This window comes from Butyricimonas sp. Marseille-P3923 (assembly GCF_900184685.1).
Taxonomy (GTDB): Bacteria; Bacteroidota; Bacteroidia; order Bacteroidales; family Marinifilaceae; genus Butyricimonas; species Butyricimonas muris.
Genome location: NZ_FXXL01000007.1, coordinates 2,041,724 through 2,056,378, shown reverse-complemented (window position 1 = coordinate 2,056,378; position 14,655 = coordinate 2,041,724). Strand labels below are relative to the sequence as shown.

The following is a 14,655-nucleotide window of genomic DNA, read 5'->3' as shown; positions in this document are numbered from 1 at the left end:
ATCTAAAATTGGAGACGGTTATGAACGAGCAGGAAATGATTAACGCGGCTTTCGAGGATTTGTTACAATCTTTGCGAAAGGGAACGACAGAAGAGAGTATAAAATTAATTCGCACGGCTTTCGAGTTTGCCCGGGAAGCTCATCAAGGGGTAAAACGGAAGTCGGGGGAGCCTTATATATTGCACCCGATCGCGGTAGCGAAGATTGCGGCTAAAGAGATCGGTTTGGGAACCAAGTCGGTTATCGCCGCGTTATTGCATGATGTCGTGGAGGATACGGACTACACGGTAGAGGATATTGCTAATTTGTTCGGGGCGAAGATTGCTTCTTTGGTGGACGGGTTAACCAAGATCAGTGAAGTTATGGGAAGTGATACCACCAAGCAGGCTGAGAGTTTTCGGAAAATGATACTGACTCTGGCGGATGATGTACGTGTTATTCTAATCAAGATTGCCGATCGTTTGCATAATATGCGCACGTTGGATGCCATGCCGGAACACAAGCAGGTAAAGATTGCCAGTGAAACCTTATATATATACGCTCCTTTGGCTCACCGGATGGGATTGCACGCCATCAAGACGGAGTTGGAAGATTTGAGTTTAAAATACGAAAATCCGCTTGAATATCAGGAGCTGGAAAAGAAAATTCATGCTTACCGGGACGAGAATACCGGGTTATACCAACAGTTTATAGCCCCCATTCGGGAACGCCTGACGGAAAGCGGTTACCAGTATGATATCACCGCCCGGACAAAGAGCGTGTATTCGGTGTGGTCTAAGATGCAGCGCAGGCATATTTCTATCGAGGAAATTTATGATTTACTTGCCGTGCGTATCGTGTTTGAGCCCAAGGACAATCAGCCGGAGAAATGGCAGTGCTGGAATATTTATTCTTTGATTACGGATATGTATAGCCCGAAGCCGGAGAGAATCCGGGATTGGGTAAGTGTGCCCAAGGCAAACGGCTATGAGGCATTGCATCTGACAGTTATGGGACCCGGAGGTAAATGGATAGAGGTGCAAATCCGTTCCAGAAGGATGGATGAAATTGCGGAAAAGGGATTGGCGGCTCACTGGAAATATAAAGGCGATAATGCCGAGGCTAGTAACGAGGTGGACAAGTGGTTGGCGGGGATTAAAGAGATGCTGGAACAGCCCGGAACGGATGCTTTGGAGTTCTTGGACGAGTTCAAGCTAAATCTTTTCGCTAAAGAAATTCGGGTTTTCACTCCTAAGGGAGATATGAGAACCTTACCGAAGGGAGCGACCGTGTTGGATTTTGCTTATGATATTCACACGGAGATCGGGAACTCCTGTATCGGTGGAAAGGTTAATCATAAATTGGTGCCGATGAGCCATGTGCTGCAAAGCGGGGATCAGGTGGAGGTGTTGACAAGTGATAAACAGAAGCCGCAGAGTGATTGGCTGGACTTTATCGTGACGGCAAAGGCGAGGAATAATATATTGATGATTTTCCGTCGGGAGAAAAAGGAACAGGTGAAGATCGGAACGATGATGTTCGAGAACCTGTTGGAAGATATGAAATTGCCTTTTGGTACGGAGAATCTGAACAAGGCTCTGCTGCATCTGAAATTGGATAATAAAGATGATCTTTATGTCAGTTTGGCGAAAGGGAATTTGAGTGTCGAAGACGTGCGGAAGGCATTGAAGAAAAAGTCGGAGAATAAATTCGTGAAGTACTGGAAATTGCAGTTCTTCAAAAGCGATAAAGAGAAAGCCCCGGTCGAGAAAGAAGAAGGGAAGATCATTAATGACGTGACGGAAGATGCTTCGGATTTTATCATTGCTCCTTGTTGTCACCCGATTCCCGGTGATGATGTAGTCGGGATGAAGATCGAGGGAGATAAGATCACCGTGCACAAGCGTAAATGCCCGGAAGCCATACGACTGATGTCCAGTTACGGGGATAAGATTGTCCCGGTGAAGTGGGTTAGCCACAAGATCATGTCTTTCCTTGCGGTAATTAAATTGAACGGGATTGACAGTATCGGAATCGTCAGCGATATCACGATGATTATCTCGAAAGAGAGTAACGTGAATATGCGTACCGTGCATTTTGAAACGAAAGACGGGATATTCGAGGGAATGATTCATCTTTACGTGCATAACACTGCCGATTTGAACAATTTAATGATGAAAATCTCTTCTCTGAAGGGCGTCGAGAACGTTTCAAGAGTGGAGAATTTGGATGTCTAAATTAAATTTCGTCTAAATAGTGAGTTTTCTTCGGATAAAAGTTGTAACTTAGCCATGTTGTAAATTGAATTAGCTTTGGACTCAATGGAAAAAATAAAGGAGACGGTAAAAGAGATTTTTACCACTTACCTGCAACAGCAAGGACATCGGAAGACGCCCGAGAGGTATGCCATTCTGGATGAGATTTATTCACATGCCGGGCATTTTGATATCGAATCCCTATACGTTTTTATGAAGAACAAGAACTACAGGGTAAGCCGTGCCACTTTGTATAACACGATCGATTTATTGTTGGAATGTAAATTGGTTATCAAGCACCAATTCGGGAATAATATCGCGCAGTTCGAACGGGCTTATAATAACAAGAAGCATGAGCATATCGTGTGCAAGATATGCGGAAAAGTGGAAGAGTTCTCGGATTCCCGCTTGGAGGAGATCGTGGAACACGTGGAGGAAAAATATGATTTTTCCGTGCATCATCACATGCTTTATATTTATGGGATTTGTCACGCTTGCAAGTTGGCCGGAAAGAAATAAATATTATTTTTGCATGTTTGTTTTTTAAGAAGTTAAAATTATATCAGATGAAAGTAGATGTATTGTTGGGATTGCAATGGGGAGATGAAGGAAAAGGGAAAGTAGTTGATGTACTGACCCCTAGGTATGATGTCGTGGCTCGTTTTCAAGGAGGACCTAATGCCGGTCATACACTTGAATTTGAAGGGCAGAAATATGTACTTCGTTCCATCCCGTCCGGGATATTTCAAGGGGATAAGGTGAATATTATCGGTAACGGAGTGGTAGTTGATCCAGCTTTGTTTAAAGCGGAGGCCGAGGCTTTGGCCGCTTCCGGACATGATCTTAAAAAGAAACTTCATATATCAAAGAAAGCACACTTGATTCTGCCGACGCACCGGTTGTTGGATGCAGCTTACGAGGCAGCCAAAGGGGATGCGAAAGTGGGGACTACCGGAAAAGGTATCGGACCGACATACACGGATAAAATCAGTCGTAACGGTGTGCGCGTGGGAGATATCCTGCATGATTTCGAGAATAAATACGCTCGGGCAAAAGCTCGTCACGAACAGATATTGAAAAGTTTGAATTTCTCTTATGACCTGACGGGGATAGAGAAAGAATGGATGGAAGGTATTGAATACTTGAAGCAATTCCAACTCGTGGATAGCGAGCATGAAATAAATCGATATTTGGATGACGAGAAATCAATCTTGGCGGAAGGTGCACAGGGAACAATGTTGGATATCGATTTCGGTTCTTATCCTTTTGTGACTTCTTCCAATACGGTATGTGCCGGTGCTTGTACCGGGTTGGGAATAGCTCCCCATCGTATCGGTGAAGTGTACGGAATTTTTAAAGCATATTGTACCCGCGTGGGAAGCGGACCTTTCCCGACAGAGTTGAGTGACGAAACAGGTGAGAAATTGTGTGACTTGGGACACGAGTTCGGTTCCGTAACCGGACGCAGACGTCGTTGCGGTTGGGTAGATCTGGTAGCTTTAAAATATGCCATCATGATTAACGGGGTGACTCAACTGATCATGATGAAGAGTGATGTGTTGGACTCCTTTGACACGATACAGGCTTGCGTGGCTTACGAGGTAAACGGGGAGGAAGTTGATTATTTCCCCTTCGATATCACGGAAGGTGTAAAACCGATTTATACCGAATTGCCGGGATGGAAATGCGATATGACTAAAATGACTTCGGAAGATGAATTTCCGGAAGAATTTAATAATTATCTGGCATTCCTTGAAGAAGAAACCGGAGTGCCTATCAAGATTGTATCCGTGGGACCCGACCGGGGACAAACGATCGAGAGATATACAGAGTAGAAAAAGAGCTGCGATTGCAGCTCTTTTTGTTTGTAAAGTTATAAAGTTCATAAGGTCATCCCATGACTAAAAAAGTTTACATTTAGGCATACTTTATGAACTTTATAAACCTTATGAACTTTATAAACAGATATAATATATACCTATTCCCGCCAGATACCCGAGAGTAGCAATCCATGTAATGTGCTTGAGGTACCATGTGAAATTGATTTTTTCCATACCCATAACAACTACTCCCGCGGCAGAACCGATAATCAGAATACTGCCGCCTATACCGGCACAATAGGCGAGGAGTTCCCAGAAAGTTCCGTCCGTGGTGAAATTCATCATATAAGCGGAGAGGTGTGTACCGTCGGCATGAGTAAGCGGGTACATCCCCATGGCTGCCGCCACGAGAGGAACGTTGTCAATGACGGAGGAGAGAAAGCCGATAATCGTGTTGATAAAATAGACATTGTGTATTCGATCATTCAAGAAAGTTGCCATTTGGTCTAAAATTCCCACGACTTGTAATGCGGCAACGGCCATTAATATTCCAAGAAAGAATAGTAGTGTGGAATAGTCGACTTTCGAGAGAATGGAAGGAATGCGATGCGTGTTTTCTCGCGTGATATTTTTTTTGCGGTTGTATAGCATCTCCGTGTATATCCATACACAACCTAATGCAAACATGATACCCATGAATGGTGGCAGGTTCGTGAGTTCCTTGAACACGGGAACGAAGATCAGACTGCCGATGCCTAGAGCGAGAATCGTGATTTGTTCTTTGTGTGAAATACCCGGGAGATTCGAACGAATACTAGCGGATTGATCTTGAATTTCACCTTTCAACCAGAATGTCGCGATGCCGACGGGAATAAGTAGAGAAACCAGACTGGGCAGAAACAGGTGGCGGATAACGTTCATGGACGTGATATTGTTGTGAATCCATAACATGATCGTGGTCACGTCCCCGATGGGAGTCCATGCACCCCCCGCGTTGGCGGCAATAATGATGATACTGCCGAAAATCCAACGTTCTTGCTGATTTGTAACAAGTTGGCGCAGGAGCATAATCATCACGATAGCTGTCGTTAAATTATCCAGAACGGAAGACATGATAAAGGTGATGAATGCGATGAGCCAGAGTAGTTTCCGTTTGTTTCTCGTTGTGATGTGTTTGGTAATCAGATTGAACCCTTCGTGCGTGTCTACCCATTCGACAATCGTCATGGCTCCCAGTAAGTAGAATAAAATTTCTGCGGTATTCCCGAGGTGTTCTATAATTTGAGTATTTACATCCAGTTTTGTTTGAAACAAAGCGAATACCCATAACGTGATTCCCAAGATAAGAGCTATGGCGGTTTTGTTGACGCCGATTTGTCGTTCCAGTGCGATCAGAGTGTATCCGAGGATAAATGTGATAATGATGGTTAGTATCATGTCTGTGAACTTTTTGGACTGAATTGTATCTTTCATACGCAATTTTGCGTAGATTGGTTTATCTTTGTGGTGAACATGAGGTTAAAATAAAATGTAACACGATATGATGACATGGGATTTTTTCTTGCGGTTGTTGGTAGCCGGGATACTGGGGGCGCTGATTGGTTTGGATCGTGAGTACAGGGCAAAAGAAGCCGGATTCCGAACTCACTTCCTCGTTGCTTTGGGAAGTGCCCTGTTTATGATTGTTTCGAAATATGGTTTCTGGGATATCTTGGGGGACACGGGTATAGGACTCGACCCCAGCCGTATCGCGGCACAGGTGGTAAGTGGTATCGGTTTCCTTGGAGCGGGAACAATTATCATACAGAAATTATTTGTACGGGGATTGACCACTGCTGCCGGGATATGGGCAACTTCCGCTATCGGTTTGGCGGTAGGTGCCGGGCAATATTGGTTGGGAATATGCGCCATGTTATTAACATTGTTGGGATTGGAAGGTCTGGGGTATTTATTCCAGAAGTTTAGCCAACGGAATGTTTTGTTAGTGTTCACAACGTCAAGTCAAGAAGTTATAAAAGAGATAACCGACGAGATCAAACGGAAAAAACACCAGATAGGTTCTTACTCCACGGAGTCAGGTAAATTAGGGGATATAACCACTTACCGGGTAACTATGGTCATTCGGACGCATAAGACGGGAGATGAAACTTTATTGTTTCAATTCATTCAGCATCTTCCGGATGTGATTCTGGACAGAATGGAATAAAAAAGCGACCGAAAGGTCGCTTTTTTATTAGTTTCCATGTTTGGAATGTAATTTCAATCGCATCAGTCGGAGATCTTCTTCTGAATAGTCGCCGTCAAATTCATCGTAAGCGTCACCGATATTATCGCTTTTCGCTTCCATGAAATAATCCATGATTTCTTGTTGTTGTTCATCATCCAGAATCTTATTGATATAGTAATCAATATTCAGTTTTGTCCCGGAGAAGACGATGGCTTCCATTTCCTTGATGAGTTCTTCAAAAGTTAATCCTTCAGCAGAAGCGATGTCTTCCAAATCAATTTGGCGATCAATATTTTGAATGATATATACCTTGAATTTCGATTTGTTGGCAACTGTTTTTACAACCAGATCTTGGGCTCTTTCGATCTCGTTGTCTTCAACATACTGTTTGATGACCTCAACGAATTCCTGCCCGTACTTCTGGGCTTTTCCGGTACCGACACCCTGAATGTTGGCTAACTCTTCCAACGTGATCGGGTAATTGGTACACATGTCTTCCAAAGAAGGATCCTGAAAAATGACGTATGGTGGCAGGTTATTTTTCTTGGCAATCTTTTTCCGTAAGTCTTTCAGTATGGCAAACAGAGTGTTGTCAAGTGCTGATACACCTCCCTTTTCCTGAAGTTTCTCTTCAGATTCTTCAAAATTATGATCTTCCATCAGCATAAAGTCTTTAGGTTCCTTTAAAAACTCGTGGCCTTCTTTTGATAATTTGATGACCCCGTATTGTTCAATATCTTTCTCTATATAATTACTAATAAGCGCTCGTCTGAAAACCATGTTCCAGAATTGTGAACTTTTGTCGGAGCCGATACCAAAAGATTCCAGCTCGTCATGATGATACGATTTTATCATTGAATCGGTTTCCCCGATCAAGACTTTAACCAAATGGTCGACCTTGAATTTTTCTTTTACTTCAAGTACGGCGTTGAGTGCGTCAATCAAGAATTCCTTGCCCTCGAACTCTTTCTTTGGGTACAGGCAATTATCGCAGGCGCCGCAATTCTCCTCATCGTAATTTTCCCCAAAATAGTGTAGTAACACTTTTCTCCGGCACAAGGATGTTTCGGCGTAAGAAACCGTTTCCATCAAGAGTTGCTTCCCGATTTCCTGCTCGGCAATAGGTTTGCCCTGCATGAATTTTTCCAACTTCTGAATATCTTTATAGCTATAGAATGTCAAGCAGTACCCTTCTCCGCCATCCCGTCCCGCACGTCCTGTTTCTTGATAGTATCCTTCCAGACTTTTAGGAATATCATAGTGGATCACGAAACGTACGTCCGGTTTGTCAATGCCCATACCGAAAGCGATCGTGGCTACAATCACGTTTACTTCCTCCATCAGGAATTTATCTTGATTGCTGCTACGGGCAGCGGCATCCATTCCTGCGTGATAACTGGCAGCTTTGATGCCGTTCACGCAAAGCAATTCCGTGAGTTCTTCCACCTTTTTACGGCTCAGGCAATAGATGATACCGGATTTCCCCTCGTTGTTTTTTATAAACTTGATGATATCTTTGGCCGGATCAGTTTTAGGGCGAACCTCGTAATAAAGATTCGAACGGTTGAAAGAGGATTTGAAAACCTGAGCGTCGAGCATATCCAGATTTTTCTGAATGTCGTGTTGTACCTTCGGGGTAGCCGTTGCCGTCAAGGCAATGATGGGGGCTTTCCCGATTTGTTCGACAATCGGTCTGATTTTACGGTATTCCGTACGGAAATCATGTCCCCATTCCGAAATACAGTGAGCCTCATCAACGGCAAAGAAAGAGATTCGAACTTTACGGAGAAATTCGACATTACTTTCCTTGGTCAAGGATTCCGGAGCCACGTATAGTAATTTGGTCTTCCCGCTTAGGACATCCTCTTTTACACTCAAGATGTCACTTTTACTGAGTGAAGAATTCATGAAGTGGGCAACCCCCTCTGATGCGCTGAAGGAACGCATGGCATCTACCTGATTTTTCATAAGAGCAATCAAGGGAGATATCACGATAGCTGTTCCGTCGAGTATTAGTGCAGGTAGTTGATAACATAAAGATTTACCCCCTCCTGTCGGCATCAAAACAAATGTGTTATTCCCGGCAAGGACATTCTTTATTATCTCCTCCTGATTCCCTTTGAAACTATCAAAGCCGAAATACTCTTTTAATTTAGCATGTAAATCTATCTGCAATCCCATTGTTTTATTTAAATTTTCACACACCCTGTTTTTAGACGGGTGCGCAAATTTATAACTTAATTTGTTTTTCCAAACAAAATATTCAATAATAAATCTATCACCACTCGTTTTTAAGCTATCACAAAAAATGATACTTTTGTCCCTAGTAAAGTTATAGCAAAAAATGATAAGTACAATAGTTTTTTGTTTTTTTTGCTTGGTTCATGGTGTTAAATAGAATAATTTTAATCGAAAGAGATGGTAGATATAAAAGCATTTGCGCGAAAAGTAATTCAGGATGAGACAGAAGCCATCCAAAATCTGGCAAACTACATAGATGATGATTTTGAGGCTGTCGTTAAGTTAATTTATGAAAGTAAAGGGCGTGTCATCATTACCGGGATAGGAAAGAGTGCGATTATCGCGACAAAAATCGTGGCAACGATGAATTCCACGGGTACTCCGGCGGTATTTATGCATGCCGCGGATGCTATTCATGGAGATTTGGGAATGATTCGGGAGGAAGATGTGGTGATTTGCGTGTCCAAAAGTGGAAATACACCGGAGATAAAAGTATTGATTCCTCTGATCCGTAACAACGGAAACAAGAATATTGTCGCGATGGTGTCCAATACAGACTCGTTTCTGGCGAAAAATGCGCTCTATATATTAAAGGCCAAAGTAGAAAAAGAGGCTTGTCCTTTAAATTTAGCTCCCACAAATTCAACTACGGCACAGTTAGTGCTGGGAGATGCATTAGCGATGTGTTTGATAGAATGTAGAAGTTTCTCTAGTAGGGATTTTGCCAGATATCATCCGGGAGGGACTCTTGGGAAACGGCTTTATACGCGGGTTGCAGACGTTTATGATGGTAGCAATCGACCGAATATCAAGAGCGAAGCCGGAATACGTCCGGTAATTCTAGCCATGTCGAAAGGGCGTCTGGGAGCCGTGGCGATCGTGGACAACGAAGAACATTTGCTCGGAATTATCACGGATGGGGACTTGCGACGGATGATGGAGAAGTACGAGGATGTCGACGGTTTGACGGCGGGAGATATCATGTCCGGAGCACCCAAAACGATTTCCGAGGAAGAGTTGGCTTATAATGCTTACCGGATGATGGAAAAAAATAGTATCACACAGTTGGTGGTGGTAGATCGGGAGAATCACTATAAAGGAATGGTACACATACATGACATATTGCGCGAAGGAGTGGTATAATATTTGATTTTAAATTTTGAATTTTAGATTGAACGGAAGTCAGTTTGAATTTAAAATTTAGAATTTGAAATTTAAAATGGATAATTTCATGGGACGTGTAAAGTTGTGTTTATTATTTTTCTTGATGATATGGGTTTCTGTGTTGAACGCCCAGACAACAAAGGTGAGGGGAACCGTGACAGATGCGGAAACGGGCGAGCCGTTACCTATGGTGACCTTATTATTCGTGGGTACGACAATTGGCGTGACAACGGATTTTGACGGGAATTACTATCTCGAAACGCGGGAGAACGTGAGCGAACTTATGGCAGCGTACGTGTCATACGAGAAACAGACGAAGCCGGTCAATAAAGGTGCTTTTAACACGATTGATTTTAAACTGGTTCCGATTGTCACCGGTTTGGATGAAGTGAAGGTGACACCGGGAGAGAATCCCGCCCACGCGATATTACGCAACATTTCAAAGAACAAGAAAAGAAATAATCCGGCAGAAAAAGAGGCTTACAGCTACTCCACCTACACGAAAATGGAATTGGATGTGGCCAACTTGAAACCCCAGTTCAAGAATAAAAAGTTACAGAAGAATTTCGGGTTTATTTTCCAGTACATGGATACGTCCGCGATCACGGGAAAAGCTTATCTGCCCGTGATGATTTCGGAGGCTTCGGCGGATTATTATTATCGGCGGTCACCCCGTTTGTCCCGGGAGATCGTGAAAGCGAGCCGAATTTCCGGAATTCAGGAGGATTATAGTCTCGCTCAGTTCACGGGACATTTACACGTGAACGTGAACTTGTACGATAACTATATCAATATTTTTGAAGTGAATTTTGTCAGTCCCTTGTGTGATCACGGTTTGCTGTATTACAAGTATTTTCTGGTAGATAGCTTGCAAAAGGAAGGCAGAAAAATATACAAGATTCGTTTTCATCCCAAGGGAAAATCTACGCCCGTGTTTGACGGGGAGGTGAATATTGACTCCACGACTTGGGCGTTAGAGTCTGCCCAGATGCGCATGATAAAAGGTTTGAACGTGAACTGGATTAAGGATCTGGCGATAGAAACGACGAATGAATTGATCAATGATTCGACTTGGTTCTTGAAACAGGATAAGATATTGGCGGACTTCACCGTGCAAATGCGGGATTCTTCCAAGTTGATTTCGTTCATGGGACATCGGCAGATAGACTATTCCAACGTGACCGTGAATGAAGCGATCCCGTCCGAGATTTTGAAACTGGACAGCGAGGTCACTATAAATAAGAATGTCCTCCAGAATGACGAGAATTATTGGCAGAATGTACGACCTTACCAATTGTCGGAAAAAGAACAGAATATATATAGTATGGTGGATTCGATTAAAAATGTTCCTCTCTACCAGAATATATATGACATGATCCAGACGGTATTCCTTGGGTATTATAACACAAAATACGTGGGTTTCGGACCCTACTATAAGCTATATAGTTTTAATAAACTGGAAGGAAACCGTTTCCAGCTGGGGGCAAAGACAACCAGTGATTTCAGTAAGCGTATCCGACTCTCGGGCTACGGGGCGTACAGCACGAAAGACCAGAAATTCAAGGGAGGCGGTACCGTGGAATACATGTTCAATAACCAACCGACCTCGAAACTTACCGTGAGTGGCAAGCATGACGTGTTTCAACTTGGCGCGAGCGAGAACGCGTTCACGACAGGTAATATATTGAGTTCGATTTTCTCCCGCGGGAATAACGAGAAGTTGACGATGATTAATGAATTTGATTTCCGGTACGAGAAAGAATGGTGGCAAGGATTTTCCAATAGTTTCGCTCTGGAATATCGTCAGATGTACCCGACGAAATACGTTGATTTTATTCGTCCGGACGGGAAGGAACTTAACCAGATACATACTACGCAATTCCGCTTGGGAACCCGTTTGTCGAAGAACGAGATCGTGGTGCGGCAGGATTTTGACAAAGTGTCCATGGGGTCGGATTTCCCGATCGTGGGTATTGACCTCGTGGCAGGTTTGAAGGGTGTGCTGAACAGTGATTACGAGTATTACCGGGCGGAAATATCCGTGCAACATGACATGCATATTGCTCCTATCGGGTATAGTGACTTTATGATTACGGGTGGAAAGATTTTCGGGAAAGTGCCTTATCCTTTGTTGAAATTGCACGAGGGAAACGCTACCTATTTCTATGACCCGTATGCGTTCTCGTGTATGAATTTTTACGAGTTTGCGTCCGACCTGTGGGCGGCGGTATTCTGGGAACATCATTTCAGGGGATTCTTCTTGAGCAAGATCCCGTTGATGAAACGGTTGAAATGGCGTGAGGTCGTCACGGTGAAAGCGTTGTGGGGGCGGTTGTCCGATAAAAACAACGGTAGTTTATCCGATACCCGGGCTATACTATTGTTCCCGGAAGGTATGTCGTCCGTGTCCAAGCCTTATATCGAGGCGGGTGTCGGGGTGGAAAATATCTTGCGTCTGATCCGGGTGGATGCCATCTGGCGATTGACACATCGGGGCGACCGTTCGGGACAGAAAGTGGATAATTTCGCCATAAATTTCTCGATACATCTAAATTTCTAGTAATTTTCAATTTTCATTTTTCAATTTTCAATTGTAAAAGACTATCTTAGCGCGGTAAAACTGAACGATATGAAATTAAGAGCCGAGGACCTTGTAAAAAGATACAAAAGCCGAACCGTTGTAAAAGGGGTTTCCGTGGACGTGCAGCAAGGAGAGATCGTTGGTCTGTTAGGACCTAACGGGGCAGGGAAGACCACCTCGTTTTACATGATCGTGGGATTGATCAAGCCGAATGGCGGGCGTATTTTTTTGGATGACCGGGAAATCACGAAAGAGCCGGTGTACCGTCGGGCACAATTGGGAGTGGGGTATCTGGCGCAGGAGGCTTCCGTCTTCCGTCAATTAAGCGTGGAAGATAACATCAAAGCGGTGCTCGAAATGAGTACTTTCCCGAAAGATTACCAGCGCGAACGTCTGGAAGAGATGCTCGACGAGTTCGGTCTGCAACATATCCGGAAGAGTAAAGGGATACAATTGTCGGGAGGTGAACGTCGGCGCACGGAGATTGCCCGGGCATTGTCGATTGCCCCGAAATTTATCTTGTTGGACGAACCTTTTGCCGGGGTAGACCCTATCGCGGTGGAGGATATCCAGAGTATCGTGCAGAAATTGAAAGAGAAAAATATCGGGATTCTGATCACTGACCACAACGTGCAGGAAACATTATGTATTACCGATCGGGCTTACCTTTTGTATGACGGTCGTATCCTGCAATCCGGAACGGCAGAGGATTTGGCGAATGACCCGGAAGTTAGACGGGTTTATCTCGGTAAAAACTTCGAGTTGAGAAGAAAGAAATAAAAAAAGGGGCAAATCATTTTGCTTTTCATGAAAAAGCAATATATTTGCACCGTCAAAATAGCAAGCGGGCGTGGCGAAACTGGTAGACGCACTAGACTTAGGATCTAGTGCCGCAAGGCGTGGGGGTTCGAGTCCCTTCGCCCGCACTTGAAGAGAGGACCGCCTTAAACAAGGTGGCCTTTTTTGTTTTGTTTGTTTTATCATAAATAGTTTTATACATAGAGAAGTATGAATGTAACGAAAAACCAAATCGATGATCTTAATGCAACAATTAAGATTCAATTGGATAAGGATGATTACGCAACTCGCGTGAGCGACGCGTTGAAAGAATACCAGAAAAAAGCGGTGATCGACGGTTTTCGCAAGGGAAAAACTCCTTTCGGGATTATCAAAAAAATGTATGGTAAAGCCGTTTTGATTGAGGAAATCAACAAGTTGATAGGAGAGAGTCTGTCTAATTTTATCCAAGAGAACGATTTGCACATCTTGGGAGAGCCGCTTCCGAGCGAAACGGATCAGAAAGAATTGAATCTGGATGCTGAAAGTTTCGAGTTCGTATACGATATAGCTATGGCTCCCGTGATGAACGTGAAGTTGAGCAAACGGGAGAAGGTTCCTTATTACATCATCAAGGTGGACGAGGAAATGATAGACAAACAAGTTGAAAGTATCTGCAAGAACAACGGCGAATTGAGTCCCGTGGACGTGATCGAGGGATCGGAATACGTGAAGGGTGAATTGATCGAGTTGGGCGAAGACGGAAAACCGAAAGAAGGCGGAATCCGCGTGGAAGATGCTTCATTGTCTTTGGCTCACATGAAAGATGAAGAGCAAGTAAAACTTTTCGAGGGTAAGAAAGCAGGAAATGAAGTGGTATTCAATCCTTCCAAGGCTTATCCCAACAAAACGGATTACGCTGCTTTGTTACAAGTGAATAAAGAAGAGGCCGAACATATTACTTCTGATTTCTGCTTTATCATTAGCGAGGTTAAACGTTATATCGATGCGGAAGTAAATCAGGCTTTATTCGATAAAGTATACGGCGAAGGCAACGTGAAGAGCGTTGAGGAATTCCGTGCACGCGTGAAAGAAGATTTGGCTAAACAATTCAAAGCTCATAGCGAATATCGTTTGACGGTGGACGCTCGCGACAAGATGTTGAAGAAGAACGAAGACGTTGTTCTTCCTGAAGCATTCTTGAAACGTTGGATGTTAGCTACCAATGAAAATATGACTCCCGAAGCGGTCGAGCAGGATTTCAACGCTTACCGTGACGAATTCAAATGGCAGTTGATCAAAGGCGACATGATCAAGGATAACAACCTTCGGGTAGAAGACGAGGATATGAAGGCTGTCGGTCGTGAAGTTGCTGCCGCTCAATTGCAACAATACGGGTTGTACGGTTTGTCAGACGAGCAATTGGACGGTTTTGCCGCTCGTTTGTTGGAGAACGAAAAACAACGTTCCAGCTTGTATGACCGTGCCTTGGAAAACAAGATTTTCGACACGATTAAAGAGAGCGTGAAATTGGAAGAACAAGAAATCTCTATGGATGATTTCGGTAAATTGTTCGAGAAGAAATAGATTTATCTTTTCCGATATAAAACC

General features: G+C 43.7%; 10 protein-coding genes and 1 tRNA gene. 9 read left to right on the top strand and 2 right to left on the bottom strand.

The annotated features are described in order from the left end of the window. Positions 1-20: 20 nt before the first annotated feature. The 3 genes from CS948_RS19910 (at position 21) to CS948_RS19900 (ending at position 4,069) form a co-directional block, all read left to right on the top strand. Positions 21-2,216, top strand: coding sequence for a bifunctional (p)ppGpp synthetase/guanosine-3',5'-bis(diphosphate) 3'-pyrophosphohydrolase (locus CS948_RS19910; RefSeq protein ID WP_099293948.1), 2,196 nt, complete (start codon positions 21-23; stop codon positions 2,214-2,216). Positions 2,217-2,300: 84 nt separating this feature from the next. Then, complete coding sequence (locus CS948_RS19905; protein ID WP_099293947.1) at positions 2,301-2,753, top strand: Fur family transcriptional regulator; 453 nt, start codon at positions 2,301-2,303, stop codon at positions 2,751-2,753. 47 nt (positions 2,754-2,800) lie between these two features. After that, the gene (locus CS948_RS19900) at positions 2,801-4,069 is read left to right on the top strand and encodes an adenylosuccinate synthase (RefSeq protein WP_099293945.1); all 1,269 of its coding nucleotides are present in this window, start codon (positions 2,801-2,803) and stop codon (positions 4,067-4,069) included. A 120-nt stretch (positions 4,070-4,189) separates the two neighbouring features. Here CS948_RS19900 and nhaD read toward each other — a convergent pair whose 3' ends face one another. Continuing rightward, on the bottom strand, positions 4,190-5,491 hold the full coding sequence (gene nhaD, locus CS948_RS19895) for a sodium:proton antiporter NhaD (protein WP_099293943.1): 1,302 nt from the start codon (positions 5,489-5,491) through the stop codon (positions 4,190-4,192). A 106-nt stretch (positions 5,492-5,597) separates the two neighbouring features. Between nhaD and CS948_RS19890 the strand changes: the two genes are divergently transcribed. Then, the gene (locus CS948_RS19890) at positions 5,598-6,260 is read left to right on the top strand and encodes an MgtC/SapB family protein (protein WP_176555178.1); all 663 of its coding nucleotides are present in this window, start codon (positions 5,598-5,600) and stop codon (positions 6,258-6,260) included. A 27-nt stretch (positions 6,261-6,287) separates the two neighbouring features. Here the strand turns inward: CS948_RS19890 and recQ are convergent, their stop codons facing one another. After that, the gene (recQ, locus tag CS948_RS19885; protein ID WP_099293941.1) at positions 6,288-8,462 is read right to left on the bottom strand and encodes a DNA helicase RecQ; all 2,175 of its coding nucleotides are present in this window, start codon (positions 8,460-8,462) and stop codon (positions 6,288-6,290) included. A 237-nt stretch (positions 8,463-8,699) separates the two neighbouring features. On the opposite strand from recQ, the gene CS948_RS19880 reads away from it, so the two are divergent. The 5 genes from CS948_RS19880 (at position 8,700) to tig (ending at position 14,631) form a co-directional block, all read left to right on the top strand. Next, positions 8,700-9,665, top strand: coding sequence for an SIS domain-containing protein (locus CS948_RS19880; RefSeq protein WP_099293940.1), 966 nt, complete (start codon positions 8,700-8,702; stop codon positions 9,663-9,665). Between the two features lie 64 nt (positions 9,666-9,729). After that, positions 9,730-12,246, top strand: a complete 2,517-nt coding sequence (locus CS948_RS19875) for a DUF5686 family protein (RefSeq protein WP_366842294.1) — start codon at positions 9,730-9,732, stop codon at positions 12,244-12,246. A gap of 69 nt (positions 12,247-12,315) precedes the next feature. Next, positions 12,316-13,047 (top strand): LPS export ABC transporter ATP-binding protein, encoded by a 732-nt coding sequence (gene lptB / locus CS948_RS19870; RefSeq protein ID WP_099293939.1) that lies wholly within the window; start codon positions 12,316-12,318, stop codon positions 13,045-13,047. Between the two features lie 64 nt (positions 13,048-13,111). Further along, positions 13,112-13,193 (top strand) — tRNA-Leu (locus tag CS948_RS19865). An 82-nt stretch (positions 13,194-13,275) separates the two neighbouring features. Further along, positions 13,276-14,631, top strand: coding sequence for a trigger factor (gene tig, locus CS948_RS19860; RefSeq protein ID WP_099293938.1), 1,356 nt, complete (start codon positions 13,276-13,278; stop codon positions 14,629-14,631). Positions 14,632-14,655 lie beyond the last annotated feature (24 nt).

Bases quoted from the DNA above. Each gene is read 5' to 3' on its own strand.
- CS948_RS19910 (WP_099293948.1), top strand. From the start codon at position 21: ATGAACGAGCAGGAAATGATTAACGCGGCTTTCGAGGATTTGTTACAA.
- CS948_RS19905 (WP_099293947.1), top strand. From the start codon at position 2,301: ATGGAAAAAATAAAGGAGACGGTAAAAGAGATTTTTACCACTTACCTG.
- CS948_RS19900 (WP_099293945.1), top strand. From the start codon at position 2,801: ATGAAAGTAGATGTATTGTTGGGATTGCAATGGGGAGATGAAGGAAAA.
- nhaD (WP_099293943.1), bottom strand. From the start codon at position 5,491: ATGATACTAACCATCATTATCACATTTATCCTCGGATACACTCTGATC.
- CS948_RS19890 (WP_176555178.1), top strand. From the start codon at position 5,598: ATGACATGGGATTTTTTCTTGCGGTTGTTGGTAGCCGGGATACTGGGG.
- recQ (WP_099293941.1), bottom strand. From the start codon at position 8,462: ATGGGATTGCAGATAGATTTACATGCTAAATTAAAAGAGTATTTCGGC.
- CS948_RS19880 (WP_099293940.1), top strand. From the start codon at position 8,700: ATGGTAGATATAAAAGCATTTGCGCGAAAAGTAATTCAGGATGAGACA.
- lptB (WP_099293939.1), top strand. From the start codon at position 12,316: ATGAAATTAAGAGCCGAGGACCTTGTAAAAAGATACAAAAGCCGAACC.
- tig (WP_099293938.1), top strand. From the start codon at position 13,276: ATGAATGTAACGAAAAACCAAATCGATGATCTTAATGCAACAATTAAG.